The sequence below is a fragment of the Helicobacter sp. genome, from assembly GCF_022511165.1.
Taxonomy (GTDB): domain Bacteria; phylum Campylobacterota; class Campylobacteria; order Campylobacterales; family Helicobacteraceae; genus Helicobacter_C.
Genome location: NZ_JAFLSB010000009.1, coordinates 20,898 through 47,165, shown reverse-complemented (window position 1 = coordinate 47,165; position 26,268 = coordinate 20,898). Strand labels below are relative to the sequence as shown.

The window sequence follows — 26,268 nt, the reverse complement described above, 5'->3', positions numbered from 1 at the left end:
ATGAAAATAGAATCTAGGGATTAAAATCTCCTAAGCATCGCGTAATGGCTTCTCGTAAATCATCAGCTTCTGTGCTTCCTTGCCCCTCGGCGGTGCAGAGGAAAAGTGGCTCTTGAGTTAAGGCATCAAGCATTTGGATAGAAACTTCTAGGGTGTATCCTCCTAAGCCTCCCAAAACATTGCGTTTATCGCCCTGTCCATATTTCACTAGCAATGTCTTAGAATCTTTTGGTTTATCTACAATAACAAGCCCCTTTTTAATGAGGATTCCAGTAATCACATCACTAGGATTTATGCTTTTGCCTATATTGATACCTCCTCCAGTAGCATAGTCTATAAAACCACCGCCAACACTAGAGCTAAGTGTTTGTGTTTGTCCAATAATGGCATATTTATAGCCACTTATATCAGCAAATATTTTAGAATCCACAGGCTTTAAAATAGCACAACCCACAAATATGCTACACAAAATACACAATAAAATTCTCATAATAAATCCTTGAGTAAAATATAAGCGGAGATTCTATCAAAAAGGCACAAAAAATAAAATAAGACAAATAAAGCAAATAAAAAGTCTCTCCTCCTTTGGAAAAAAGGAGGAGAGGGGGGAATAAAGCTTAAAAGTCGCGTTTAAGGAGGTTATCTACATTTAAAATCGTAATTAAGCGATCTTCGCGCTTACCGATACCCTGCAAGAGATTTTGATTTTCATTAAAAGTTTCAGGAATAGCTTCAATATCACTTTCAGGGATACGCACAGCACTTGTAAGCTTATCAATCATAAAGCCAATCATCTCATCTTTTTGCGTAACAACAAGAAAACGCGTATCCGCATCTTGTTTGATTGCAGGTAAGCCAAATTTAAGGCGCATAGAGATGAGTGGCAAAACAGTTCCACGTAGGTTAAAAACTCCAAGCACATAGTTAGGCACTGCTGGCACACGCGTATATTCGATAGGCTTGATGATTTCTTTTACATTAAGGATTGGCACGGCAAATTCTTCGTTACCAATCATAAAGCCGATGATATGGAGAGTTTCCTCCATAGGAACAGCACTTTCGCCTTTATTTTGTTGTTTATCAAGGACTTCTTTTAGTTTATTTTCACTCATCTTATTCTCCCTCTGTATCTAGGTGTATATTGCGTTTGACGACATTGACGAGATATTCTGGCGTGTAAGGCTTTGTGATATATTCTGTCATACCGGATTCTACCCCTCTCATTCGGTCAGTTTTGCTATTTCTACTTGTAACGGCAATAAGGGGGAGATTTTTAAATTTATTATACTTGCGCACTTCGGAGGCAAAAGTATAGCCGTCCATCTTAGGCATTTCAATATCCACAAGCACCGCATCAAGTTTTTTATCTCCATTTTTGACAATATCAAGTCCATCTAAGCCATTTGAAGCTTCAAGCACGGTAACACCAAGCTGTTTTAGACATTTTTTCATAATCGCTCTATCGGTATTACTATCATCGATAGCAAGCACTACATAATCAGACGGAGAATGTTTCGCTTTTGCTGCAGTGTTTTCTTCAGCAGTTTTTGTGATATTGACTTTCACTTCTTTTGCCATTTCCATCATTGCGGCTACATCAACAATCATCGTAATCTTACCATCACCGCGCACATATGCACCTGCAATACCCTCTGTGCCTTTAAGATAATAACCAAGAGATTTAATAACCACTTCTTCTTGCCCTACGAGATAATCCACAACCACACCCATTTTTTGTTCTGCTAAGCCAATTACAACGACATATACATCGCCTGAACCCTCTAATACAGAATCTACCTTGAAAATATCAGCTAAACGCACAATAGGGAGAACTTCATCGCGCAAACGAAGCACACTTTTTCCATCAACAGTATAGATTTCATCTTGGCTTACACGCACGGTTTCAATTACCGATGCAAGAGGAATCGCATAGTATTCTTCTTGAACTGCCACAAGCAAGGCTTGGATAATCGCAAGTGTAAGAGGGATTTTGAGCTTTTGCGTTGTGCCTACACCTTTTTCGGATTCTATATCAATGATACCATTAAGCTTTTCGATATTGGTTTTTACCACGTCCATACCAACACCGCGCCCTGATACATTTGTAATTGCTGCTGCGGTAGAAAAACCGGGCTTAAAGATAAGTCCAAAAGCCTCTTTATCGCTCATTGTATCAGCTTCTCTCTCGCTAATAAGTCCTTTTTCAATAGCTTTTTGTTTGAGCATTTCTGCATCTAAGCCCTTGCCATCATCGTTAATTTCAATGACGATGTGATTGCCTTCGTTATAAGCTTTAAGATTCACTGTTCCAGTCTCTGGCTTACCTGCTGCTGCACGCACTTCTGGGGTTTCAACTCCGTGGTCGCAAGAGTTACGAATAATATGCACAAGTGGGTCGCCGATTTCTTCCACGATTGATTTATCAAGCTCTGTTTCCTCACCTGTAATAATGAGGTCAATGCTCTTATTAAGCTCACGAGAAAGGTCGCGCACCATACGAGGAAATTTATTAAACACTTTGCCTACTGGCTGCATACGCGTTTTCATTACCGCAAGTTGCACATCGGTTGTAACAGATGAGATAGAAGCCACTACTTGATTAAGCTCTTCAAGGAATTTCTCGCCATCATATCTTTCTTCAACATCGCCATAGATCTTAATCAAGCGGTTTTTACCAAGCACAAGCTCACCGATAAGATTCATAAGGTGGTCAAGTCGCTTCACATCAACACGAACAGTTTGTTCTACATTCGCTGCAGGAGCCTTTTCGCCACCTTCTGCTTTTTTCGCTGCTGGCTTAGGTGCAGGTTTGGGGGCAGCGGGTTTAGGAGCAGGAGCTGCCGCTGCAGGTGCGGAAGCAGGTGCAGCATCTGGAGCTTTTGGAGCTTGAACAGGTGCCGCATTTCCTGCCGCTTTTTGTGCCGCACGCGCTTGCTTGTCTGCTTCTTGTCGTTTTTTAAGCAATCGTTCAATCTCTGCCTCGACTTCTTCGCCGCTCATATTGGAATAATCAAGTTCTGGTTCATCAGCAAGAGGATTATTTGCATTCGCGCTTGGAGCACTTGGTGCAGCTGCAGGGGCTTCTGGAGCAGGAGCTGCCGCTGCAGGTGCGGATGCTTCTGCTGTTGGTGCATTGCCATTAGAGATTGCTTGAAGGCGCACAACGGTATCTTCAATGTCAATACCGCTATTTGCGTCAGTTCCACTATCGCGTATGGCGCCAAGCAGAGACTTCATTAAATCCACAGAATGCAATACCACGTCCATTATATCAGGGGTAATTTTTAGCTCATCTTTTCTTGCTTTATTAAGTACATCTTCCATATTGTGTGTGAGGCGGGTGAGAATATCAAAATTTAAGAATGAGCTTGAGCCTTTAATCGTGTGGGCTACTCTAAAGATTCTATTGAGCAAATCAAGATCTTCAGGGTTACTTTCAAGCTCCACCAAGTCTTGGTCGAGTTGTTCTATCATTTCGAAGGCTTCAACGAGAAAGTCTTCCATTATTTCTTGCATATCATCCATTGTGAATCCTCATAACAAAATTTAAAAAGTATTCTACTATTTTTTTTGCAAAATTCTACTTATTTCATCATAAAGTACTTTTGCATCAAATTTAACCAAATAACCATCTGCTCCTATTTTTTTTCCTTCATCAATACTTGACTTATGGCTAATAGAAGAATTGAAGAGGAATGGTATCTTATTAAATCTCACATCATCTTTTACCTGCGCCCCAAAGTGTAATCCGTCCATTCTAGGCATTTCTATATCGGAAATGATGAGCTTTAGATTTTGCGTGATACTATTGCCCCAACGTTGATAGAGCTGCTCTAATCTCTCAAGGGCAGATGCACCATCGCTTTCATCAATCACATTAAAACCAATTTCTGTGAGTATGTTTCGCAAGAGTTTGCGTGCGATAGAACTATCATCGACAATAAGCACACTTCCATCAAATTTAATTGTAGCTTTAAAGTGATCAACATCGGCTTCTTCTCCGCCGGGCATATGCAAATTTAAATCATCAACTATACCCTCTAAGTCTAAAATCAGCAAGGTGCGCCCATCTTCGATGCGCGTTGTGCCAGTGATTTTGCTTCTTTGTTCATCATTGCTTACGCTAAACATTGCAGATTCTATGTCTGCCCAGCTCACGCGTCTAAGTCTCCTTGCTGAATGCACAACAAAGCCGAGTTGCTTATTGTTAAATTCTGTAACAACCACTTTTTTATGGATTTTCAAGTCTTCTTTTGTTTTGATATTCATCCAGCGCGTCAAATCAATGAGTGGTAGCACATCACCACGCAAGTCAAACATACCAAGCATATATTCGGGGCTACCGGGAGTTTCAAAAATCTCACTTGGATAATCAACAATGCTCACTACCTTGGCGACATTAATACCATACACACCCTCGTATGTTTCGCCATCTTTATCCTCATAGATTCTAAAATCTACAAGTTCCATTTCATTGCTTATCGCTTTTGCAACACTATCTTTACTTTTCAAATGTTTCTCCATTTAGTTTAATCAAATAAGGATTTTATAGCAAAAATACTTCTATTAACATAAAACGAAGGCAGAGATACATACAATATCCCATTGTTGTAGGTTTGCCCAATATGAAAATGCCCCTCTATAATCGCATCAAAAGCAAGAACGCTTGAATCTGCTCCTTTCAGGCTTTTTTGCATATATTTTGTGTAGGCATTAACGCGTAGTGGAGCAAAAGCTGACATTTCTATTTTGCCTACTCTAATGTTTTTTTGATTAACTTTTGCGATAATATACGTATAAAGATTACCAAAGGTTACATTATCAAGCAAATACATCAAAGCTCTTATGAATCTCGTGTGCATTAGGCGGATATATAGCTCATATTTTGTATGCAAAAATATATCGCCGTGAGCAAGCAAAATGCGTTTTTTGATATGCCCATACTTAAAGCAAAAGGCTTTGGGCTGTTGGGTGCGTGTGATGATATGAATATGCTCTAAAAAAGGTTTTTTAAATGTGCTAAGTGTAAAATCGTGATTACCCTCAAACCACCATATTTGGCTCTGCTTACTTAAAGATTCTATAAGAGAGAGTAAATTTTGATTTGCTTTATAGCTTGAATCTACCCCGCCAAGCAAAAGATGCGCAATATCGCCCATAAGAAATATTTGTGAGGGGATTGTCTGCGGCGCACTTAAGAGATACTTAAAATAATCTAAAAGTGCCTGTGAAGCCTCTTTGCTTTGCTCACTCAAAGAGGGAGTTAAGGGCATAAAATGCGCATCAGCGATAAAAATAGCATCATTATGAATAAGCGGGGCATTCTCCCAAAATGTGCTAGGAGAATGTGTATTATGTGAGGGCGCATTTTGTCCTTGCATACGCAATCCTAGAAAATGCCATAAGGCGTTAGTGGCACACCCAAGCTCTCATCTAAGCCACATATCAAGTTGGCATTCACAAGGGCTTGTGAGCTTGCCCCACGAAGCAAATTATCGATTGATGAGTTAATGTAAATATTTTTGCCACTTGTGGCAACAAAAATATCACAAAAATGACTTCCTGCAACTTGTGCAATGCTCACAGGATTCTCTCTAATGCGTATGAAGGGCTCATCATCGTAGGCTTTATGCAATAAATTCATCGCTTCTTGTGTGCTTAGGGGGGATTGGAGTGTAGCAAATACACTCACAAGCATACCGCGCGTGAGGGGTGTGAGATGAGGCACAAAGAGAATTTCAAATTCTTTTTGGCTTAAGTCGCTGCATTTTTGAGATATTTCGATTTGGTGGCGGTGCGTGAGGGGAGAGTAACTAAAAAGATTCTCATTGATATGAGAAAAATGTGTATTTTCGCTAAGGCTTTTCCCTGCACCGCTCACACCACTTTTTGCATCAACAAACACAGCACAAGAAGTATCAATATAGGGCGCAAAAGGGAGCAGGGCTAAAAGCGTGGCAGTGGGGTAGCAACCCGGATTTGCTACAAGATGCGCGTTTTTGATGGCTTCTTTGTTGTATTCAGGGAGTCCATAGACAGCAGAATTAAGATGCTCTTTATCGATATGCGGGCAGTAGTGTGCTTCATAGTTTGTCGCATTAAGGCGATAATCTGCGGATAAATCAATCACTTTGGCTTGAGGATTATGTGAAAAAAGCTCTTTTGCCATCGTCATTGCGCTTTTATGTGGGAGAGCAAGAAAGATAAGCTCACAGGATTTGAGGGCTTCTTTGGCATCTGCTTTGTGGATTGGTAAATGCGCCAATGGTGTATTTGCAAGCATTTTATGAATCTCTTTTAATTCCCCTCCTCCTTGAGAATTAGCCACATAGGTAAGGGTAAAAACAGGGTGGAGTAGAAGTAATTTTACAAGCTCTAAGCCTGTATAGCCACTCACCCCAATAATGCCAACATTGATTGTGCGCTGTGCTTTAGGCATCGCTATGCCTTTGTGTATGAGGCGATAAATTCCTCTAAAATTGCGCAAAAGATTCTAAAATGCTCTAAGTCTAAAGATTCATTGCAGCTATGAGGTGCGTGAATGCTAGGACCAATGGAGAGGACATCAAAGTGAGGGTGGGGATTATATTTTAGAATCTGCCTTTTTAAGATTCCACATTCTAGTCCTGCGTGAATCTGCGCAAGATGAGGAGTAATAGAGTGTTTTTTGTATATTTGACATAAAAGCTTAAGGGCTTTATGATGATTATCTATGCTTTTTTCCCACGGGCTGTAATATCCATTTGTGCGCATTATGCAATGGGGATTTAAAAATGCGAGGCTTGATTGCAAACGCGCGATTGTGCGTTGCAAGAAGCTATCAGTATTTGCACGAGCCATCATTACAAGCTCTAAGCTCTCTTCTTTTTGAGATAGAGTAGAGAGATTAAGCGAAGAGAGTGTGCCTTGAGTGGAAGTAGCATACACGCCACTATGGATTCCGCAAATAAGAGGCACAATCGCATCTTTGTGATAAGCAAATAGAGGGCGAGATGGCAAACTCTCAAGGGAACCAAGAGGTGTAATATCAAAATAAGCACCATTTGGGGTTGCATAATGTGGCTTAAGCGGAGTAGCACATAAGAGGATAGAATCCACCCCCACAGGGATAGAATTACGTTTTTCACCGGCATTAAGCGAGAGAATATAGACATCATTTTGAGCAAGAAAAAAGCCATATTCAACAATCGCATTTTCTTTATTATGATGAATATCAATCCCACTATGCCCACCTAAAAAGCCTCTGCTTGTGATATGATAGATATAAGGGTGGCTTTGGAGGGCAGAATCTAGAGGCTTAGCAAAGCTTTTAAGTGCAATGCTGCATTCTATATCCACGCCCCCAGCACAGCCAAGCACGATTTCATTTATATCTTCACTATCAAGGTTAAGCAATAAGGGAGAGGCAATGCTAAGGGCGAGATGATTTGCTCCTATCATTCCCACTTCCTCATCATTTGTAAAAAGCAGTTCAATATTTTCTGCATTTTGAGCAAGCATACACGCCATACCTATGCCATTATCAGCCCCAAGAGAGGAGTTTTTAGCATATAAAAATCCCTCTTTTTCTATGATTTCTACTCCCAAGTGTTTGCTTGAATCCCCCACGCACACCATATCATAATGGCTTTGCAAACAAAGAAGAGGCTTGCCCTTTTTGGCATAAATATTTTTTGCCTCATCAGTTTGCACTTCATAGCCTTGATGTGCGAGTGTGGTGGAGAGATAAGAAAACATATCCTGTGTATGAAAGCTACAATGAGGGATTGCACAAAGAGCGCGAAAACTCTCTAAAGCTCGTGTAGCAAGGCTTTGTGAAGTGTTAGAATCTTGTGAGATATGTGTTTGTGCATTTACTTTGGCATTCATCAATAATCCTTATATATCATATTTTGAATCTGCTTGGAATACTTCGCCTAAATCCGCGTTATAATGGGCTATTTTACAAGAATTTTCAACAAGTGCAATGAGCTTTGCAAGGGTATAGAGATCTCGCGCATAGACATATATTCCATAGCCCCTAATGAGCATAAATGAATGTGAATGCTCCTTAAAATATCGTGGAATATCTGTATTAGCGCGTTCTGCCCAGCTTTCATAATCTTTTGGGTCAAAAATATCAATACTAGGTGCAAGAAATTTATAGCCAAAATAATCCTTTGGTTTTAAAGCATCATAGGTAAGAGAATAAGAAAGTAAATAAGGCGGCATTGCATAGGCGATAAATTTTGCCTCGCTAAAATTTTCATAAATTGCTGCGTGGATAGGCGCGTGTAAGCTTGCTTCGTCCCAGCGATGATCGGGCTTATGATAGAGCATAATCATAGAATCAGCATTAATGCTATCAAAAATAGCGCGTTGCTTATTGATAACGAAGCGATTTTTTGACATACGCGCAGAGATTGCGCCGTGGAATATGCCAAAAAAATTTTTCCTAAACATTGAAAGCGAGATACTTGCAATATCGGCTATGAGTTCGTCACTGACTTGAGAAGTATGTATATTCATAGGGCGATTGTAGCAAATTGTAGGCAATGGTGCAAAAATTCGCTTAAAATCACCATAAGATTCATAATATAAATTGTATTATGTAGGATTTTTAAGTAAAATTATTAAAACAAGTTTATATATATAGACTAAAGTTTTATAAAATTTAGCAATATTTGATTTTATTTGCTAATTTTATGTTATAATCCTTTCGTTTGGTTTTAAAAGACTCAAACAAAAATAAAACTGAAGCTAAAACAAAAAATTATCTTATGAAATTGTGCATTATGCAGAGGTATCAATGAGCAAAAAAGAAATGCTACTTTCTCGCGTGATTGTTGAGTATTTAAAGCATAGAGAGCCTATTGGTTCAGAATCTCTCAAAATGCTTATGAATACAAAAATTTCATCTGCGACTATACGCAATTATTTTAAGGCTTTAGCTGATGAGGGGCTACTTTTTCAGCCTCATATCAGCAGTGGGCGCATTCCTACGCTTGAGGCTTTGAAATCATATTGGTATAGGCAGTTTGATACAAAAACAGCTATAGAGATAGATTCACTTGAGTGTGTGAAAAAGGCTTGTTTTGCCTCTCAAGTATTTTGCGCAGTGAGCATCGAGCAGAGCAATCGATTATGTGCGATTACGCGTTTAGATGAGCAGAGGCTATTGCTTGAGTTTGAGCATATTGGTATTACTTTGCCTTTTTCAAGCGCCATTGAGCGATTTTTGCAAGAATTAAAGGGTTTAGAGCTTATTGATGTGCGCAAGATTGCTCATCAAGTGCGTGCTATGAATCTTCTTGAGGCATTGATATGCGCTCAAAGTAGGAATCTTTCGCGCTTTGGTGTGGGAGCTTTGATGCAAGCCTATCATCATAATAGCGATGAGCAAAGCTTTTATTCTATTATTGATGGGGGCATATTTGATTCTCTGCAAAGCGGTATGTATTGTGAGGAGGTGTTGCCTAAGGGTTATGTGGCGATTATGCAAGATATAGTGTTAAAAACTCACCCTGATAAAAAAAGCAGAATGCTTTGTGTTGGGGCATTAGATAGAGATTTTACCCAATTTTTTGGGTCTGTGCAATCTTAATGTTAAGGAGTAATGATGCAAGAGCAAGAAAAACAAGATGAGCAAATGCAAGAACAAAACCCACAAATACAAGAGGAGGAGCAAGAGCAGGATTTAGCAGAAGATTATAAACTCAAATATGAAGAGCTCAAAGAGCAATATGTGAGAGCATTTGCGGATTTTGAGAATAGCAAAAAACGATTGGAGAAAGATAAGAATCAAAGCTTAGAATACGCCTATGAGCGCATTATGATTGATTTATTGCCTGTGCTTGATACACTAGAAAAGGCTCTAGAAAGCGCACAAAATAATCCCCAAGCGGGTGCTATTGCGCAAGGTTTGCAACTCACACTTGAAAGCTTTATTAAGGTGTTTAATAAGCACGGCGTGGAAGTTATAGCCACAGATGGCGAGTTTGACCCTAATTTGCACGAATGTTTGATGCAAGTGCCAAATGCAGATAAAAATGATGGAGAGATTCTCCAAACCTTGCAAAAAGGCTTTGTGTATAAGCAGAGAGTGCTTCGCCCATCTATGGTGAGCGTGGTTAAAAATGCGTAGATTTTATAGAATCTAACGCAATAAAAATTCATTTATCTTTATAATTTTAAGGAGACGACAATGGCAAAAGTAATTGGAATAGACTTAGGGACAACAAATTCAGCAATGGCGGTATATGAGGGCAATGAGGCAAAAATCATTGCCAACAAAGAAGGTAGAAATACAACTCCTTCAATCGTAGCTTTTACCGATAAGGGCGAGATTTTAGTAGGCGAGCCTGCAAAGCGACAAGCAGTAACTAACCCCAAAAAGACGATTTATTCAATTAAGCGCATTATGGGGCTTATGTTTAATGAAGATAAGGCAAAAGAAGCAGAGAAGCGACTTCCTTATAATATTGTTGATAGAAATGGGGCGTGTGCGGTGGAGATTGCTGATAAAATCTACACGCCTCAAGAGATTTCAGCAAAGATTCTAATGAAGCTCAAAGAAGATGCGCAAAGCTATTTGGGCGAAGATGTTACAGAGGCAGTAATCACTGTTCCAGCATATTTTAATGATTCCCAACGCAAGGCAACAAAAGAGGCAGGCACAATCGCGGGATTAAATGTATTGCGCATCATTAATGAGCCTACTTCGGCGGCTTTGGCATATGGGCTTGATAAAAAAGAAGCAGAAAAGATTATGGTGTATGACTTGGGTGGGGGGACATTTGATGTTACTGTGCTAGAAACCGGCGATAATGTCGTAGAAGTCCTTGCTACCGGAGGAGATGCGTTCTTGGGTGGTGATGATTTTGATAATAGAATCATTGATTGGGCAGCCGAAGAGTTTAAGAGTGATGAGGGCATTGATTTAAAAAATGATGTAATGGCATTGCAACGGCTTAAAGATGCGGCTGAAAATGCTAAAAAAGAGTTAAGTAGTGCGCAGGAGACAGAGATTAATCTCCCCTTTATTACTGCTGATGCAAGTGGTCCTAAGCACTTAGTGAAAAAAATCACTCGTGCAAAATTTGAAAGCCTTATTGATGATTTAATTGAGGCGACAATCAAAAAAATTGATTTTGTGATTAAAGATGCAGGGCTTACACAAAGTGATATTTCAGAGGTGGTTATGGTGGGGGGTTCTACGCGGATTCCAAAAGTGCAAGAGCGCGTAAAAGCCTTTATTAGCAAAGAGTTGAATAAATCAGTTAATCCTGATGAGGTTGTAGCTGTGGGTGCAGCTGTGCAAGGAGGGGTGCTAAAAGGCGATGTTAAAGATGTGCTTTTGCTTGATGTTACACCTTTAAGCCTTGGCATTGAGACTGCAGGGGGCATTTGCACAAAAATTGTAGAGAGAGGTGTTACGATTCCTACAAAGAAAACTCAAGTCTTCTCTACTTACGAAGATAATCAACCCGCGGTGAGCATTAATGTTTTGCAGGGTGAGCGTGAGTTAGCGCGCGATAATAAATCTCTAGGGCGATTTGATTTAAGCGGAATCCCCGCAGCCCCTCGTGGTGTGCCACAAATTGAGGTTACTTTTGATATTGATGCGAATGGAATCCTCACGGTTTCGGCTAAAGATAAAACCACAGGTAAATCTCAAGAGATTAAAATTAGTGGCTCAAGCGGACTTTCAGATTCTGAAATTGAAAAAATGGTCAAAGAGGCAGAATTGCACAAAGAAGAAGATGCGAAGAAAAAAGCTGTGATTGAATTGCGCAATAGTGCAGATTCTCTTGTATATCAAACAAAGAAAAGTCTTGAAGAGTTTAAGGACAAAATAGAAGCAAGTGAGGCAGAGCAGATTCAAAAAGCAATCACTGCGCTTGAAGAAAGTCTCAAAAATGAAAATGCCTCTAAAGAGGAGCTAGAAGCAAAAATGAAGGCTTTGAGTGAAGCAAGCGCTAAACTCGCCCAAGCAGCGTATGCAAAAGAGCAGGGTGGGCAGACAAATGATACAAAGAAAAAAGACGATGATGTGATTGATGCAGAGGTAGAATAGGCTAACATCTTTTGCCTTATATGCAAGTTTTGAAAAGTTATTTAAGATTCTAGGCGCGGTGCAAGAAGCATCGCGCTTTCACACATCACTTTTCATTAAAATAGCGCAAAGGATTGCGCTATTGAGATTAGAATCTATTTGATGTTTATCCTTAAAATTCAAGCAAATCTTAATTTATCTTAAGTTCCGCACTTTTTTAGCCAAAGCAAAATATTAGCTCTAATAGGCATCAAAAATATGTGCAATCTCTGCCCTATCTTGTGTTGTTGTGAGTGAGAGGAGTAAAAGCACACGCGCCTTTTGCGGATTTAGCCCCCCGCTCCCAATAAAGCCCCAATGAGCATCTTCTTTACTCACAAGTACCCTACCGCTATTAATCCTTGAGCTTTGCACGACAATTAAACCTTCTTGCATAAGCGTTTTGAGTATATTTTTATGATTGATGTGAATGCTTCCTGCACCACTTCCGGCTATGACAAGAGCTTGTAAGCCCTCTTTTACTAAAGCAAGAGTAGCCGTGGCTAAGCCATCTCCTGCATAAGAATATAGAATCTCCACGCGTGGAAGGGATTGTAAAGAGGATATATCAAAAAAATGTATGCGCGGCGAGGGCTGGGTATAAAAGAAAATGCGCTCACCCACTATGTAGCCCATATCGCCATTATTTGGTGCAGAAAACGCATCAAGGCTCAATGTGTGGGTTTTGCTCACATCTTGTGCGCCAAAGATTCTATCATTCATCGTTACTATCACGCCCCTATTTTGTGCGTGTGGATTGATAGCAAGAAGAAGGGCATTAGAGAGATTATGCAATCCATCGTAATTTGGAGCATCAAAAGGGCGCATCGCACCTGTAAAAATGATAGGTTTATGGCTTTTGGTGCATAAATGCAAGAAAAACGCGCTTTCTTCAAGTGTATCTGTGCCGTGAGTGATAATAATGCTTTGAATATCGGGGTTGTTAAGGAGTTCATTGACGCGTTGTGCAAGGCTAAGCCATATATGCTCATTCATATGAGCGCTATCGATATTGGCAATTTGCTCTGTGTGTAGGCTTATCTTTTTTTGTATGTTTTGGAGCTGTGGCAGGGCTTGGATAAGGCTATCAATGTCTAACACGCCTGCCTTATAGTCTGTGCTATGAGAATCTAAAAGTCCAGCAATCGTGCCACCTGTGGCGAGAATAGCGACTATGGGGAGTTGTGAAGTCATTATCTTGTCTTTAGGGCTTTTAACTCTTTAGAATCCGCAGATTCTAGGCAAGAGCATTTAAAAATTGCGAGATAAGAATCACAACAACAATTCCGGGTGCGACAAGACGCAGAATCCACAGCCATATCACAAAAATCGTGTTTGAAAAATAAGGAGTATATGCCCTCAAATGAGATTTTTTCACATACCACCCTAAAAAGAGCAATACACAAAGCATTCCTAAAGGCATAAGGACGGAGGCGGTAAGAAAATCAAGCACATCAAAGAGAGCCTTGCCATAAATAGGAGGGAAAGCAAGGGCTTCATTGCTCCATAAAATCACTAAAAACCCAAGCACAAAAACGGCTCCACTTAGAGTATATGAAGCTTTGGCTTGAGAGAAATGAAGCTTATCGCGTAAAACACTCACGCCGGGTTCAAGCATAGAGATAGTAGAGGTAAGCCCCGCGAAAAGCACAGCGATAAAAAAGAGCACACTTATAATCTGCCCCACATTGCCCAAAGATTGAAAGGCTAAAGGAAGTGAAATGAGTAAAAGCCCCGCTCCCTCGCTTGGCTGCCCACCAAAATGATAGATAAAGGTAAAAATCATTAGTCCTGCAATAAGAGAGACAACAATACCACTTAGCACCACCCACAAGCTACTTTTGAGGAGATTTTCATTTTTTGGTGCACTTGCTGCATAAACGGCTATGGTGCCAACACCAAGAGAGAGTGAGAAAAACACTTGCGATAGGGATTTTACGAGGGTATCAAGGCTAATGCGTGAGGGATCAAAAGCAAACATAAAATGCCAACTTTGACTAAATTCATCTAAAGTCAGCGCATAAATAAGCAATCCTGCAAAGATAATAAAAAGTAAGGGCATCAAAATAAGATTTAATCGCTCAATGCCCCGCTTAATCCCACGCGCAACAATAAAAGCAGTAAAGGCAATAATCCCAAAGAAGCAGAGGCTTTGCCAAAGGAGTGATTGTGTGCGAATCTCATTAAAAAGCGCGATGGATTGCTCAATATCACTAGGCAAATGCGTGCTTACAAAGATGAGATAATACAGAATCCACCCCATTACCACTGCATAAAAGCTTAAAACTAAAGGACCTGCTATGGCATTTATTCCAAGCCATTTGAGTGTTTTTTTCACGCTTATATCGTTGGGGTCGTAGGTATTATGCTCATTTTGCGTTTGCGCGGGGGGGAGGGAATTAAATTTATCTAAGATTACATAATTATCTAAAGGATTGCTTCGGGCGATATTACCCAAGAGCATTTCGGCAATGAGCATTGAAACGCCAATGCACACAGCAAGAATAAGATAAAAAATCACAAAAGCTCCACCGCCATTTTCTCCTGCCATATAAGGAAATCGCCAAATATGCCCTAAGCCAATTGAGCTTCCCAAAGTAGCCATAATAAAACCGATTCTGCTAAAATTACTCATTTGTTTCCTTTTGCCTTTATAGGCTTATTCTAGCTAAAACCAAGCTCTTATGCAACAAAAGAGGGCAATAAACTTGCATTGCTTCAAATTTGCTACAATATGCCAAATATTATTGCCATAAGGAGGCGTAATGGGGGCGTATCAAGCAAGAGTGTATTTTGAAGATACTGATTGTGGTGGAATTGTGTATCATACAAATTATTTGAAATATTGTGAGCGCGCCAGAAGTGAGCTTTTTTTTACTAAAGGAGTGCAGCCTTTTTTAGACACAAGCGGTTTTGTGTTAAGACGCGTTGAGGCAGATTTTCTTGCTCCTGCCCATTTAGGCGATCTTTTGGAGGTAAGAAATCATCTTTTAGAGTGCAAAAATGCCTCTTTGAAGCTCAAGCAGGATATATATAGAATCTATGATGGGCTTAAAAATATCCAAAGTGAAGTTTTGCTTTTTAGTGCAGTGATTACTCTTGCATTTGTTGATGTAGAGCGGGGTAAGGCGCATAAGATTCCCCCTTTGATGCGTGAGATTTTGCATACTTTATAACAAAGCAAGTTGAGGAAAAGATATGAATCTTGACATACAAAAACCACATATTATTTATCCTTGTGTATGGGAGTATCGCCTCATTGGGGAGAGTGAGGAGCAATTACGCGCTTTAATCTTTGAAGTAATGCCGCGTGAATATAGCTTGCAGTTTGGCAAACGCTCTTCAAAGGGGCATTTTGTGAGTATATATGTGAGTGTAGAAGTGCAGAGTGAAGCAGAGCGCAATCATATTTTTGCACTTTTACAGCAAAGTGAAGCAACAAAAATGGTTTTATAAGGATTCTTATGCGCTTTGGGAAGATAGAATATCTTAATTTATTGCCCTTTGATGTATTTATCAAAAAATATCCTACGCCCACGCATTTTAAGGCATTTTTAGGACTTAAAAAATCCTATCCTGCAAGATTAAATAGGGATTTTTTGTATCGGCGCATTGATGCAGGATTTATCTCAAGTATTGCTGGATATGATTGTGTGCGTCAAAAAAAGGCGACAATGGCGGGTATTGTGGCAAAGGGTGCGGTATGGAGTGTTTTAGTCTTGCCCAAAGCAAAAAAAGATGATTATCAATCCGCCTCTTCAAATGCTTTAGCTCAAGTGCTTGATGTAGAGGGAGAGGTGCTTATTGGCGATAGGGCGCTTCGGTATAAGCTTAGCGGAGGAGAGGGGATTGATTTGGGGCAAAAATGGTGGGAGAAACATCATCTAGGCTTTAGTTTTGGGCGATTATGCTTTCATCAATATGCGCATTTTTATCGGCATTTAGCGTGTGCTTTTGTGAGAAAACCTGTAAAAATTCCCCATTATATTTTGCAAGAGCGAAGTAGGCAAAGCGCCATAGCAAGTAAGGATATTTTGGCATATTTGAAACATATCCATTATCGCATAGGTAAAAAGGAAAGCATAGCCTTAAGTAGATTCTACGCTAAAATGCGCCTTAAGCGCATTAAAAAGCCTATGCGTTTTTAAAAGATTGGTTGTTACTTCTTGGCTATAATGCGTTTAGATTCTCACACAAAGGGCAGATGTGAAAAAAACGCTTATTGTCGCGCAAGGGGACATTGCAAAGACTTTTCTTAACACCATTTTAGACAAATATTTTAGCAATGATTCTTATATTGTTGTGAGCAAAGATAAATCCCTTATGCCTGATAAGGTGCCGAGCTCCTTTGAATTGCATCATTTTGATTACACTTCTTTGTTTCGAATGGCACAGCTTATCAGCAAGGATATTGATAGCGTTTTTCTTGTGCTTGATGATACAGATGAGGTGATTGCCACCTATGAGCTTGTGCGCGCACTAAGCAAAAAAGTGCGTATTGTGATGTCGCTTGATATGCAGAGACAAACCACACAGATAAAAAATGATGGCAATGTAAGTATCTTGAATGAAAAGTTGATTATCTCTAATAAATTTATTGAACGTTTGCCTAATGTCCCACTTATTCCTCGTAGCTTTGGCTTGGGGCAGGGAGAGATAATGGAAGTGAATGTGCCAAGCGGGAGTATTTTTGCTTATAGGCATATTGGTTCGATTCAGCAAAAAACTTGGCGTATCGTGGGGGTTTATCGGCGTGGAGAATTGATTTTAAGCACCCATTCTTTGGTGATTCGCCCTAATGATAATCTCCTCATTGCCGGCGACCCTAAAAAGCTTAATGAAGTATATATGCAGATAAAAAGTGGTTTGGGGCAATTTCCTGCACCTTTTGGACGCGATATTGTTCTTTATGTGGATATGTCGCTTTCAAATGAACATAAAATCTGGAATGATGTGCAAGATGCACTTTTTTTAAATGAGCATCTCAAAAACAATAAGCTTTTCATTTATATCCTTAATCCCTCTAATTTTGCATTCCTTAATAAACTTAAAGAGCTAGAATCTAAGAGCGTGCAAGTGAGGGTGGATTATGATAGTGTCGATTTTAAGGAGAGAATCTCAAAGGATTCTCAAAAACGTTTTGGGCTTGTAATCATTAATCACGATATTTTTGCCTCGCGCAAGAATCGCCGTGCGCTTTTTGAGCTTTCAATCCCTGTGTTTAAAACCGGCTGGGAGCCTATCAAAGAGTGCAAACAAGGCTTTGTTGTATTGAGTGAGAATATGGGGAATACAGAAAATGTGGCTTCGGTTGTTTTTGATGTTTCAAAGCAGCTACATTTGGATATAGATGTGTATGATTATGATACAGATGCGTCTTATCATAATGAAATTATGCAGCGATATGAGGAGTTGGCGCGTATTTTTGGCTGCAAGATAAATATCATACAAACGGATTCAAAAAATCCTATTTTATATTTGCAAGATAGCTTTATACCTTATTTGTGTTTTGTGCCATTTGAGCGCAGTATCTCCCGCACGAAAACATTTTCTTTTTTCTCCACTGATTCATATAAAATCGTGTCAATGAATAATAAAAATCCCCAAGTCTTTATCCCGCTTTCTAGTAAATCAAGGAGTGTTGATGAATGAGATGATACAGATTGAGACAAGAGATACCCAATACCCTATCTCTATTGGCGCATTGCCAAAGATAGAATCTGCTCATAAAGTGCTTATCGTCTCAAATCCTAAAGTTGCAGGACTTTATCTCAAACAGGTTTTGCAATGCCTTGTTGCCCCTGAAGTATATGTGTGTATTGTGCCTGATGGCGAGCAATATAAAACAATGCAGAATGTGGAGTATATCCTTGAGTGTGCTTTTACTCACAGGCTTAATCGCAAATCATTAATGATAGCGCTAGGTGGAGGCGTGATTGGCGATATGGTTGGCTTTGCAAGCGGTATTTATCAACGCGGGATTGACTTTGTGCAGATTCCCACCACACTTTTGGCACAAGTTGATGCGTCAGTTGGGGGAAAAACAGGTATTAATAACGCTTTTGGAAAGAATCTTGTGGGGCTTTTTCATCAGCCAAAGGCAGTATATATCGATCCTTCTATGCTTGTGAGCTTGCCTCATAGAGAATTTGGTGCAGGAGTAGCAGAGATTATTAAAATGGCAGTATGCTTTGATAAAGCATTTTTTGATACGCTTCTTACGCATAAACTCACTTTAGAGGATATGGATTTTTTGAGTGCCGCCATAGCTAAGAGTGTAGAGATAAAAGCAAAGGTTGTGAATGCTGATGAAAAAGAGCAAGGTATTCGTGCCGCACTGAATTATGGACACACATTTGGGCATATTGTTGAAAATCTCACACAATATACACGTTTTTTGCACGGAGAAGCTGTCAGTGTGGGTATGTGTATGGCAAATGCTCTTGCTTGTGAGTTAGGATTGCTTTCGCAAAAAGAGTGTGAGTGCATTAAGAATCTTCTTGCAAGCTATGATTTGCCCACATCTTTTGCTTTTAGCGATGTGTTGGGGTTTTATGAGAAGTTTTACCTTGATAAAAAAAGCACAGATTCTCGCCTGATGTTTGTGCTACCTCGTGGTATTGGCGATGTATATTTATGCCAAGATGCACCCAAAGATGTGGTGCTTAAGGTGTTAAAGGATTTTGGTGAGCGCGATGAAAACTAGATTTTTTTGTGCAATCATATTTGTTTGTGTGATGATGCAATGGAGTGTTGCGGAGGATTTTGAGATACCACAAAATACTTCGCAAAAAGACATAACATTGCTTAAAAAAAATATAGAATCTATTGATAAACAGCTTGAATCAAGCCATAATGTGTGGCTTAAGCATTATATGAGTTTAAAAAATTATAATGAACTCAGTGATGAGATTAATGCCCTAAAACAAGAGATTAGCGCGCATTCAAACCCTTCACATTCACTTCTTTATCGCTTAGAGACTTTGCAAAAACAACAAAATCTCCTTAAAGATTATGCAAAAGATCCCTACAAGGAGCTTTTAGAGGTTAAAAGTATTGATGGAGTGCCGCAGGTTAAAAATCCATTTTTAATCCTCACGGGCTATTCTTTTATAAAAGCTATGAAAGAGCAACAAGATGCGCTTAGAGCTAATGGTAAGAGTTTGCAAAGTCTGCTTGAAATCGTGCAACAAAAATACACGCTTTTGCTTGAGCTTAGCTTTATGGATAAATCACTTGAAGTAGCAAATGCTATTGTCCAGACCCAGCGAATAATAGAAGAGCTTGAGGGAGCGCAAAAAATCTTAGAAACATCGCTTGATGTGTATATGCAAGAGAGTGATAATATCGCTGCAAGGCTTACAAGTCAAATCAAAAATCAAGTAATCAAAATGGTATATGTAGGCGTGGCTGTGCTGATTACAATCCTTTTGGCTTTTTTACTAAAGCTCACATTAAGAAAGTATATCTTTGATACTGATAGAATCTATACTGCAAGCAAAGTCATTAACTTCCTCAATATCACTATTATCGCACTTATTTTGCTTTTTAGCTATATGGAGAATGTAACTTATCTTGTAACTATTGTTGGTTTTGCCTCCGCAGGTTTAGCCATTGCGATGAAAGATTTGTTTATGAGTATGCTTGGGTGGTTTGTGATTGTGCTAGGAGGCAGTGTGCATGTGGGCGATAGGGTGCGTGTATGCAAAGACAATACTATATATGTGGGCGATGTGCTTGATATTTCTATGCTTAGAATCACACTTTTTGAAGATGTAACGCTCACAAGTTATATGGAAAATCGCCGAGCAGGACGCATTATCTTTGTGCCTAATAACTTTATTTTTGGCACAATGTTTGCAAATTACACACACGGAGGCTTAAAGACCGTGTGGGACGGGATAGATTTTAGCATTACTTTTGATAGTAATTATAAAAAAGCCCTTAAAATCGCCACAGACATAGGCAAGAAATATGCAAAAGGCTATACAGAAATGGTGCGTAAGCAAGTGCATCGTATGCGCGATAAATACTCTTTGCGTAATCCCAATCTTGAGGTGCGTAGCTATTGTATGATTGAGCCAAATGGATTTAGAATCTCAATGTGGTATCAAACCAATGCCTATGCTACGCTTGGTTTGCGTAGCACTATTTCGGGTGAGATTATTGAGCAGATATTAAAAGAAGATGATATACATATTGCCTATCCTACAAGTAAGGTTGTTGCCACAGGGCGTGATGGCATAGGCGGGGACATACCCGAGCTAGATTCAAAAGCATTGCTTGCAGGTGGGATAGAAATACACAAACTTCAATAAAACCTAAGGAAAAATACTTGAGTGAGCAAAAAAGGGTATATTTTAAAACTTTTGGCTGCCGCACGAATCTTTTTGATACGCAGGTAATGAAAAGTAAGCTTATAGAGGGCGGTAAAGAGGATTTTGAATGCGTAGAAGATGAGAATTTGGCTGATGTGGTGGTGGTGAATTCTTGCACGGTTACAAATGGTGCAGATAGTGGTGTGAGGGGCTATCTCAATAAAATGCGCCATTTGAATAAAAAAGTGTATCTTACAGGCTGTGGGGTTGGCACAAGAGGGCAAGAGATTTTTGCAAAAAACCTTGCCCATAGCGTATTTGCCCATAGTTTTAAAGAATCCATTAAAGATTTTTTGCAAACAAATGAGCGATTTTTTTACAAAGAGAGCAATCCTAGCCATATTGATAGCACATTCATTGCGCAGTTTGCGGATAAATCGCGTGCATTTTTAAAGATTCAAGAGGGTTGTGATTTTGCGTGCAGTTATTGTGTTATCCCCTCTGTGCGTGGGCGTGCGCGTAGTTATCCAAAGGATAAGATTCTAAGCCAAATTTGTCTTTTGAGTGAAAATGGCGTGAGTGAGGTGGTGCTTACAGGCACAAATGTAGGGAGCTTTGGCAAGGACTTAAAAGATTATAGTCTCGCTCAACTCATTAAAGATATAGATTCACTGAATGTGCTTAAACGTCTTCGCATAGGGAGCTTAGAGCCTAGCCAAATAGATAGTGAGCTTAAAGATGCGCTTATGTTGCCTCTTATGGAGAGACATTTGCATATCGCTTTGCAGCATACAAGCAATACAATGCTCACATTAATGAATCGTCAAAATCGCGTAGAGAGTGATTTGGCTCTTTTTGATGAATTTGCAAAAAAAGGCTTTTGCTTGGGGAGTGATTTTATCATAGGACACCCCGGAGAGAGTGAGGAGGTATGGCAGGAGGCTTTAGAGCATTTCAAAGCCTTTCCACTTACGCATTTGCACCCTTTTATTTACTCTAAACGTGATGGCACCGCCTCATCAAAGCTTTCACATCAAGTAAGAGGCGATATTGCCAAAGCGCGATTGCATACACTCAAAGGCATTGTTGCACATAATAATCAAAACTTTAGGCATACACATCATATACCCCTGCAAGTGCTGTGTGAAAGCAAGGTAGAATCTGCAGAGGGCTTTATATATAATGGCTTAGACCAATTTTTTAATCGCTTTGCTTTTGAATCTCAAAGAGCAGATTTAGAGGGGCAGTGGCTTACATTTACATCTTATGAGATAAGGGAGGAGGGTAATTATGGCAAAATCTAAAAGTCTTATCATAGGAATTATTGGCTTATGTGTGGTGGTGATTCTTATTGCAGTGATGATAATGCGCGATAACACACAGCTTTTAAGTGCGCAAGAAGCCCAAGCCTTACTCATAAGTGGAGAGGTGCAGGAAGTGAGCGTGGATAATGACTATGTGTATTTTATAGCAAAAGATACGCCCTATAAAGTCTATCTTTACGCCCTTTCGCCTAAGATTTGGAGCTATGATTTTCCTATTAGTGTGAAAAATACCTTTGTTTTGAGTGAGATTCTAGGCGAAATTGGTATCATTATCCTTATATTTATTGTTCTTAGCGTGTTGTTTCAAGCATTGCGTTTGCGTAAAAAAGCCTCCAAGTCTCCCTCAAAAATCCAAAATGATGTAATGCGTGAGAGTGAATTGCCTCTTATAGAATCTTCATTTTTGCCTATGAGTAGCGCGGTGCGTTTTAGCGATGTGGCGGGGATTAGTGAAGTTAAAGAGGAGCTTTTGGAGATTATTGATTATCTTAAAAATCCTAAACACTATCAAGATTTAGGCATTACTCTCCCTAAGGGCGTATTGCTTGTGGGTCCTCCGGGGGTGGGTAAAACAATGATAGCTAAAGCTGTGGCAGGAGAAGCGGGTGTGCCGTTTTTTTACCAAAGCGGCTCAAGTTTTGTGCAAATCTATGTGGGTATGGGCGCAAAGCGCGTGAGAGAGCTTTTTGCTCGGGCAAAGGCAAGAGCGCCAAGCATTATTTTTATTGATGAGATTGATGCAGTGGGCAAAGCACGAGGCAATACGCGTAGCGATGAGCGTGAAGCAACGCTCAATCAGCTACTTACTGAAATGGACGGCTTTGAGGATTCAAGTGGGGTAATCGTCATAGCTGCAACAAACAAAATGGAGGTGCTTGATGAGGCACTTTTGCGTAGTGGGCGATTTGATAGGCGTATTTATGTAGAATTGCCTAATTTGCAAGAGAGAGAACATATCTTGGGGCTTTATTTGCGTGGTAAGAAGCACGAGCTTGATATAGAGGAAGTAGCGCGTTTATGTGTAGGCTTTAGTGGGGCAGCCCTTGCTTCGCTTGTAAATGAAAGCGCACTCAATGCCCTAAGGCGCAAATCTCAAGTGATACAAAAAGAGGATATTCTTGCCACTAAAGATAAAGTGCTTGTGGGTAAGAAAAAGGCATTGAGCTTAAGTGAGAAAGAAAAAGAGATTCTTGCGCTCTATCAGGGGGCAAAGGCATTAAGTGCGTATTGGCTTGAGGTGGATTTTGATAAAATTGCGCTTGTAAGCGAGAGTTTTCGGCAGGTGGATAAGGAGATTGTGAGTAAGCAGGAGCTTATGGGGAAAATCAAAGTCGCCCTAAGTGGCAATATCGCCGTGAATTGCATTTATAGCCAAACTTTTAGCAATGCAAAAGATGATATAGCACAGGCAAAAAATATTGCGATGCAAATGTGTGAAGAATATGGTATGAGTGAGCGGCTTTTGAGTGATAGTAGCGATGTGGCGGCGATTTTAGATGAGGCTCAAAAGGAGATGCAAGAGTTTATAAGTAATTCTAAGGCTATTTTGCTTCATATCTCTAAAGCCCTGCAGGAGAGGGAGCGGCTTAGTAAAGAAGAGATAAAAGAGCTTTATGAAAGCGCACATCAAGGTATGCTTTAAGGCAATGCGCTTAGATTCTAGGCTTATTGAGATTAAAATATATAAATAGTATTGAAATACCCCTAAAGTAGATTCTAAGAGGAATCTTAGAGATGATATGCGGTAAGGTTAAAAACTTAGGGCAACAAAAGTAGGCAAAAAAGAAGGTTAAGATATGGAGCATTATGAGAGGGCGTATGAGGATATATGCCACGCACTTTATCTTTATAAGGATAATCCCTATGCCATAATAGGCTATGGGGAAAGTGGAGCAGTGCTTGAGCCTGCAAGTAGCCAAGAGGGGGAGTGGGGAAGTAAAGCTTTAAAAAATAATGATACACAACGTGCAAAAACGCAAAAAGACGCATTTTTAGAATCTTCAAAGTCTCTTAAATCTTTAGAATCCTCTGCTCTTGCGGTGTCTTTAGATTCCTTAAAATCTCTCAAATCCCTAAAAACCTTAGAATCTTTGAATAATACATTATTAGAGCCTTTAGAAACACAATCTCCAAAACAAGAGCTTTTAAGCACAAAAGCGGCTTTGCAATGCGCTTTGGATTTCCTTAAGGCGCATAGGCGATTGGGGCATTTGATACTTATCGCCCCGCCACCTGATATTTTAGAGTGTGCGCCCTCCCTTGCCCTCCTTTCTTCTCAAGGAGTAAAAATTGATATATATGTAGGTGAAAAAGAGCCTAAATCACGCGAGATTCTAGAATCTTTATGTGCCTTTGGGGTTGTGCGCTATTACAAGGGTATTTCTTTAAACACATTGTCTTAAAAATGTTTCTTTTAGTAACTAAAAAGGGACAGATTCTAAAAAATAAAGCCAAAAATTGCAAATTAAGCCAAACAAAAAAAAAAAAAATAAAATGAATTTTTTCAAAATTCAATATAAAGGGGCTTTATGATGAAACAATGGTTTAGAATTTTAGGTATAGTGGCTCTCTCTGGAGTTATTTTTGCTGGTTGTGGGACTATTTCTAATCGCCCAAGTCAAAAAGTAGCGATTACAACAAGCAATGGAAAGCCTGTGATAGCGACAATACAAGGTAAATTTATCGATAGCAAGGTGGAGCTACCCGCTCAAGTGAAAATCTCTCGTGCCAAGGGTGCGACTATTAGCGTTCGCTCTGAGGATAACCCTTGTTATGAGGACACAAAGCTTGTCATAGCCGGTAAGGAAAAGGTAAGCGGTTGGTTCTGGGGTAATATTATCTGGGGTGGATTCACAGGCTCTACAACTGATGCGGTAACAGGGGGTATGTGGAGATATGCCAATCCTAACTTCACCGTGCCTGTGGAGCAGAAAGCAAATTGCAAAAAATAAAATGGCTTCTAGTGGCTCTTTTGCCACTAGGGCTTTTTTGTGAAGATTCTCCTACTCTTAGTCAAATCGCTCAAAGTGCGCAATGGAAAGCTTTATTGCATTATCGCAATAACACTTCTTTAATCCCCCAAAAATCATCATTTTTTCTCTCACCCAAAGGGGCAAAAAATCCGCTTGAGGAATTACAAACTACTCTCACCTTAATGCAAAGTGAAAAAGACGCACAAGAGTTTGTGTGCCGCTATCCTGCTAGGGCAAAATTTCTCGCGCAATTTTTCATTGAGATAGAAAATAGACTGCAGCATACGCATTGTGCAGAATATGAGGAATTTAGGGTGATTGTGCCAAGTGAGCGCATTTCTTTGCATTTTGCCGCAGAGAGTGATATTTTTCCGGGTTCGGCTATGGGGCATATTTACTTGGCATTGCAGGGGAGGGCAAAGGCAGATTTTGATAAGGTTTTTGCTGAATCTGTGGAGCTTCATTTGAAAAAAGATGATGAGGTAGGATATAGCATTAGCTTTTTTGCTGATATGGATTTGGGGATTAATCCTATTGCGTATATAAGGGCATTGATTGGGAATCTTAGCGGTGCGTATGCCCTCACTCCTTTAGAAAATGCGCTTTTTGAATATATAGAGAATGAGAAGCGCAGTATTTGGGAGCTAGAATTGCGCTTGAGTGATTCACAAAAAGATATGATTTTGGCGCATTTATGGGAGCTTAAGGACATACCGCTTCATTATTCTTTTATTACATATAATTGTAATGATGCGCTAAAAAGTGTGCTTAGCGTGGCAAGTGAGGAGTTTAATACCCCTCATCTTAAGCCTTATCAAACGCCCACAGAATACATTAGGGCGCTTTATAGTGCGAGGCTTATTAGTCATTACAAAGTGAATATTCCCCAAAATAAGCAAACTTTTGTGCAAAAATATGGGCAAAATGATATTTTACACTCAAGGGCAAGTAGTCGCTTTAGCTTTGGGTATGAGCACAAAAATCATCATAATATGCTTGCTTTTTCATTTATGCCTGTGTATTCGCAACTTGAAAATGTGAATAATGCTTACGCAGAGCTTATAGAATCTGCTCTTATGCGTTTTGAGATGCGCTTTAACCTCAATGACAATGCGTTGTTTGTTGAGCGCATTGAGGCATTGCATCTTTTTTCAGTTTTGGATTTTTTTCGCACAAAAAATTTGAGTAATTATATAAATGTGAGCTTTAACACCCCTATTTATGAGGATACTCGCACACATCTTTTGCCAAATATAAGTTTTGGCACAGGGATTGGGAGCTATATTGGCAATGTAAGCGTGTATATTTTGCCAATAGTGGGATATGATTATGTGAGGGCGCATAATGTGTTTGTAGATATGCGCTTAGGAGCGGTGCTAAGGCAAGGCAAAATGCGATTTATAGGGAGCTATGATTATTATATTGATAGTAAAAATCAAAGAGGCTACACGCAGGATTTAAGCGCATACGCGGGGGTGCATATATTAGGGCAGTGGGATATGTATCTTAAGGCAAGTTATAAAGATATGAAAACTTTATCAAGTAGGGACTATATGAGCCTACATCTTGGAGTGAGTGTG

The 26,268-nt window shown here is 39.7% G+C and carries 24 protein-coding genes (1 of these 24 cut by a window edge); 14 read left to right on the top strand and 10 right to left on the bottom strand.

All coding sequences use genetic code 11. The features are described from left to right. Positions 1–13: 13 nt before the first annotated feature. The 8 genes from J1E28_RS02415 to J1E28_RS02380 all read right to left on the bottom strand — a co-directional run bounded on the left by J1E28_RS02415 (position 14) and on the right by J1E28_RS02380 (position 8,508). The gene (locus tag J1E28_RS02415; RefSeq protein WP_291026346.1) at positions 14–490 is read right to left on the bottom strand and encodes a DUF4136 domain-containing protein; all 477 of its coding nucleotides are present in this window, start codon (positions 488–490) and stop codon (positions 14–16) included. Positions 491–617: 127 nt separating this feature from the next. Next, a complete protein-coding gene (locus J1E28_RS02410; protein ID WP_291026351.1) occupies positions 618–1,046 on the bottom strand; it encodes a chemotaxis protein CheW in 429 nt (142 codons plus the stop codon). A gap of 67 nt (positions 1,047–1,113) precedes the next feature. Continuing rightward, entirely contained in the window at positions 1,114–3,525 is a 2,412-nt protein-coding gene (locus J1E28_RS02405) for a chemotaxis protein CheW (RefSeq protein ID WP_291026345.1), read from the bottom strand. Between the two features lie 36 nt (positions 3,526–3,561). Continuing rightward, complete coding sequence (locus tag J1E28_RS02400) at positions 3,562–4,512, bottom strand: chemotaxis protein (RefSeq protein WP_291026344.1); 951 nt, start codon at positions 4,510–4,512, stop codon at positions 3,562–3,564. Positions 4,513–4,529: 17 nt separating this feature from the next. Beyond that, positions 4,530–5,381, bottom strand: coding sequence for a metallophosphoesterase (locus tag J1E28_RS02395; protein WP_291026343.1), 852 nt, complete (start codon positions 5,379–5,381; stop codon positions 4,530–4,532). Positions 5,382–5,389: 8 nt separating this feature from the next. Beyond that, positions 5,390–6,439 carry an N-acetyl-gamma-glutamyl-phosphate reductase gene (gene argC / locus J1E28_RS02390; RefSeq protein ID WP_291026342.1) on the bottom strand — a complete coding sequence of 350 codons (1,050 nt, stop codon included), beginning with the start codon at positions 6,437–6,439 and terminating at the stop codon, positions 5,390–5,392. Between the two features lie 2 nt (positions 6,440–6,441). Next, positions 6,442–7,869 carry a M20/M25/M40 family metallo-hydrolase gene (locus tag J1E28_RS02385; RefSeq protein ID WP_291026340.1) on the bottom strand — a complete coding sequence of 476 codons (1,428 nt, stop codon included), beginning with the start codon at positions 7,867–7,869 and terminating at the stop codon, positions 6,442–6,444. Between the two features lie 9 nt (positions 7,870–7,878). Continuing rightward, positions 7,879–8,508: a class II aldolase and adducin N-terminal domain-containing protein gene (locus J1E28_RS02380; RefSeq protein WP_291026339.1), complete on the bottom strand. Its 630-nt coding sequence runs from the start codon at positions 8,506–8,508 to the stop codon at positions 7,879–7,881. 280 nt (positions 8,509–8,788) lie between these two features. On the opposite strand from J1E28_RS02380, the gene J1E28_RS02375 reads away from it, so the two are divergent. The 3 genes from J1E28_RS02375 to dnaK are packed head-to-tail and all read left to right on the top strand — an operon-like array spanning position 8,789 to position 12,055. Next, positions 8,789–9,583 (top strand): HrcA family transcriptional regulator, encoded by a 795-nt coding sequence (locus J1E28_RS02375; RefSeq protein ID WP_291026338.1) that lies wholly within the window; start codon positions 8,789–8,791, stop codon positions 9,581–9,583. Positions 9,584–9,598: 15 nt separating this feature from the next. Continuing rightward, on the top strand, positions 9,599–10,123 hold the full coding sequence (gene grpE / locus J1E28_RS02370; protein ID WP_291026337.1) for a nucleotide exchange factor GrpE: 525 nt from the start codon (positions 9,599–9,601) through the stop codon (positions 10,121–10,123). Positions 10,124–10,183: 60 nt separating this feature from the next. After that, on the top strand, positions 10,184–12,055 hold the full coding sequence (gene dnaK, locus J1E28_RS02365) for a molecular chaperone DnaK (RefSeq protein WP_291026336.1): 1,872 nt from the start codon (positions 10,184–10,186) through the stop codon (positions 12,053–12,055). Between the two features lie 219 nt (positions 12,056–12,274). Here the strand turns inward: dnaK and J1E28_RS02360 are convergent, their stop codons facing one another. Then, the gene (locus J1E28_RS02360; protein WP_291026335.1) at positions 12,275–13,267 is read right to left on the bottom strand and encodes an asparaginase; all 993 of its coding nucleotides are present in this window, start codon (positions 13,265–13,267) and stop codon (positions 12,275–12,277) included. Between the two features lie 43 nt (positions 13,268–13,310). Beyond that, complete coding sequence (locus J1E28_RS02355) at positions 13,311–14,708, bottom strand: sodium-dependent transporter (protein ID WP_291026334.1); 1,398 nt, start codon at positions 14,706–14,708, stop codon at positions 13,311–13,313. Between the two features lie 130 nt (positions 14,709–14,838). Here J1E28_RS02355 and J1E28_RS02350 point away from each other — a divergent pair, with 130 nt between their 5' ends. The 11 genes from J1E28_RS02350 to J1E28_RS02300 form a co-directional block, all read left to right on the top strand. After that, entirely contained in the window at positions 14,839–15,249 is a 411-nt protein-coding gene (locus tag J1E28_RS02350) for a YbgC/FadM family acyl-CoA thioesterase (protein WP_291026333.1), read from the top strand. 22 nt (positions 15,250–15,271) lie between these two features. Next, complete coding sequence (locus J1E28_RS02345) at positions 15,272–15,529, top strand: DUF493 domain-containing protein (RefSeq protein ID WP_291026332.1); 258 nt, start codon at positions 15,272–15,274, stop codon at positions 15,527–15,529. 8 nt (positions 15,530–15,537) lie between these two features. Continuing rightward, positions 15,538–16,221 carry an MqnA/MqnD/SBP family protein gene (locus J1E28_RS02340; protein ID WP_291026331.1) on the top strand — a complete coding sequence of 228 codons (684 nt, stop codon included), beginning with the start codon at positions 15,538–15,540 and terminating at the stop codon, positions 16,219–16,221. A gap of 58 nt (positions 16,222–16,279) precedes the next feature. Further along, complete coding sequence (locus J1E28_RS02335) at positions 16,280–17,725, top strand: TrkA C-terminal domain-containing protein (RefSeq protein WP_291026330.1); 1,446 nt, start codon at positions 16,280–16,282, stop codon at positions 17,723–17,725. Continuing rightward, positions 17,718–18,779, top strand: a complete 1,062-nt coding sequence (gene aroB, locus J1E28_RS02330) for a 3-dehydroquinate synthase (RefSeq protein WP_291026329.1) — start codon at positions 17,718–17,720, stop codon at positions 18,777–18,779. Before J1E28_RS02335 ends, aroB begins: the two co-directional genes overlap by 8 nt. A 31-nt stretch (positions 18,780–18,810) precedes the next feature. After that, positions 18,811–20,391, top strand: a complete 1,581-nt coding sequence (locus tag J1E28_RS02325; protein WP_291026350.1) for a mechanosensitive ion channel domain-containing protein — start codon at positions 18,811–18,813, stop codon at positions 20,389–20,391. 17 nt (positions 20,392–20,408) lie between these two features. Next, positions 20,409–21,695 (top strand): tRNA (N(6)-L-threonylcarbamoyladenosine(37)-C(2))-methylthiotransferase MtaB, encoded by a 1,287-nt coding sequence (mtaB, locus tag J1E28_RS02320; RefSeq protein ID WP_291026328.1) that lies wholly within the window; start codon positions 20,409–20,411, stop codon positions 21,693–21,695. After that, complete coding sequence (locus tag J1E28_RS02315) at positions 21,682–23,358, top strand: AAA family ATPase (RefSeq protein WP_291026327.1); 1,677 nt, start codon at positions 21,682–21,684, stop codon at positions 23,356–23,358. Before mtaB ends, J1E28_RS02315 begins: the two co-directional genes overlap by 14 nt. A 154-nt stretch (positions 23,359–23,512) precedes the next feature. Beyond that, a complete protein-coding gene (locus tag J1E28_RS02310) occupies positions 23,513–24,118 on the top strand; it encodes a hypothetical protein (RefSeq protein ID WP_291026326.1) in 606 nt (201 codons plus the stop codon). A gap of 126 nt (positions 24,119–24,244) precedes the next feature. Next, a complete protein-coding gene (locus J1E28_RS02305; RefSeq protein WP_291026325.1) occupies positions 24,245–24,667 on the top strand; it encodes a hypothetical protein in 423 nt (140 codons plus the stop codon). A gap of 11 nt (positions 24,668–24,678) precedes the next feature. Further along, positions 24,679–26,268 carry the 5' portion of a DUF4105 domain-containing protein gene (locus J1E28_RS02300; protein ID WP_291026324.1) on the top strand. Its footprint extends 96 nt past the window's final position, so the window shows 1,590 of its 1,686 coding nt (coding positions 1–1,590); its start codon is at positions 24,679–24,681; its stop codon lies beyond the right edge, outside the window.

Excerpts from the sequence above, each read along its gene's own strand:
- J1E28_RS02415 (WP_291026346.1), bottom strand. The coding sequence starts at position 490 with ATGAGAATTTTATTGTGTATTTTGTGTAGCATATTTGTGGGTTGTGCT.
- J1E28_RS02410 (WP_291026351.1), bottom strand. The coding sequence starts at position 1,046 with ATGGAGGAAACTCTCCATATCATCGGCTTTATGATTGGTAACGAAGAA.
- J1E28_RS02405 (WP_291026345.1), bottom strand. The coding sequence starts at position 3,525 with ATGGATGATATGCAAGAAATAATGGAAGACTTTCTCGTTGAAGCCTTC.
- J1E28_RS02395 (WP_291026343.1), bottom strand. The coding sequence starts at position 5,381 with ATGCAAGGACAAAATGCGCCCTCACATAATACACATTCTCCTAGCACA.
- argC (WP_291026342.1), bottom strand. The coding sequence starts at position 6,439 with ATGCCTAAAGCACAGCGCACAATCAATGTTGGCATTATTGGGGTGAGT.
- J1E28_RS02385 (WP_291026340.1), bottom strand. The coding sequence starts at position 7,869 with ATGAATGCCAAAGTAAATGCACAAACACATATCTCACAAGATTCTAAC.
- J1E28_RS02380 (WP_291026339.1), bottom strand. The coding sequence starts at position 8,508 with ATGAATATACATACTTCTCAAGTCAGTGACGAACTCATAGCCGATATT.
- J1E28_RS02375 (WP_291026338.1), top strand. The coding sequence starts at position 8,789 with ATGAGCAAAAAAGAAATGCTACTTTCTCGCGTGATTGTTGAGTATTTA.
- grpE (WP_291026337.1), top strand. The coding sequence starts at position 9,599 with ATGCAAGAGCAAGAAAAACAAGATGAGCAAATGCAAGAACAAAACCCA.
- dnaK (WP_291026336.1), top strand. The coding sequence starts at position 10,184 with ATGGCAAAAGTAATTGGAATAGACTTAGGGACAACAAATTCAGCAATG.
- J1E28_RS02360 (WP_291026335.1), bottom strand. The coding sequence starts at position 13,267 with ATGACTTCACAACTCCCCATAGTCGCTATTCTCGCCACAGGTGGCACG.
- J1E28_RS02355 (WP_291026334.1), bottom strand. The coding sequence starts at position 14,708 with ATGAGTAATTTTAGCAGAATCGGTTTTATTATGGCTACTTTGGGAAGC.
- J1E28_RS02350 (WP_291026333.1), top strand. The coding sequence starts at position 14,839 with ATGGGGGCGTATCAAGCAAGAGTGTATTTTGAAGATACTGATTGTGGT.
- J1E28_RS02345 (WP_291026332.1), top strand. The coding sequence starts at position 15,272 with ATGAATCTTGACATACAAAAACCACATATTATTTATCCTTGTGTATGG.
- J1E28_RS02340 (WP_291026331.1), top strand. The coding sequence starts at position 15,538 with ATGCGCTTTGGGAAGATAGAATATCTTAATTTATTGCCCTTTGATGTA.
- aroB (WP_291026329.1), top strand. The coding sequence starts at position 17,718 with ATGAATGAGATGATACAGATTGAGACAAGAGATACCCAATACCCTATC.
- J1E28_RS02325 (WP_291026350.1), top strand. The coding sequence starts at position 18,811 with ATGATGCAATGGAGTGTTGCGGAGGATTTTGAGATACCACAAAATACT.
- J1E28_RS02315 (WP_291026327.1), top strand. The coding sequence starts at position 21,682 with ATGGCAAAATCTAAAAGTCTTATCATAGGAATTATTGGCTTATGTGTG.
- J1E28_RS02310 (WP_291026326.1), top strand. The coding sequence starts at position 23,513 with ATGGAGCATTATGAGAGGGCGTATGAGGATATATGCCACGCACTTTAT.
- J1E28_RS02305 (WP_291026325.1), top strand. The coding sequence starts at position 24,245 with ATGATGAAACAATGGTTTAGAATTTTAGGTATAGTGGCTCTCTCTGGA.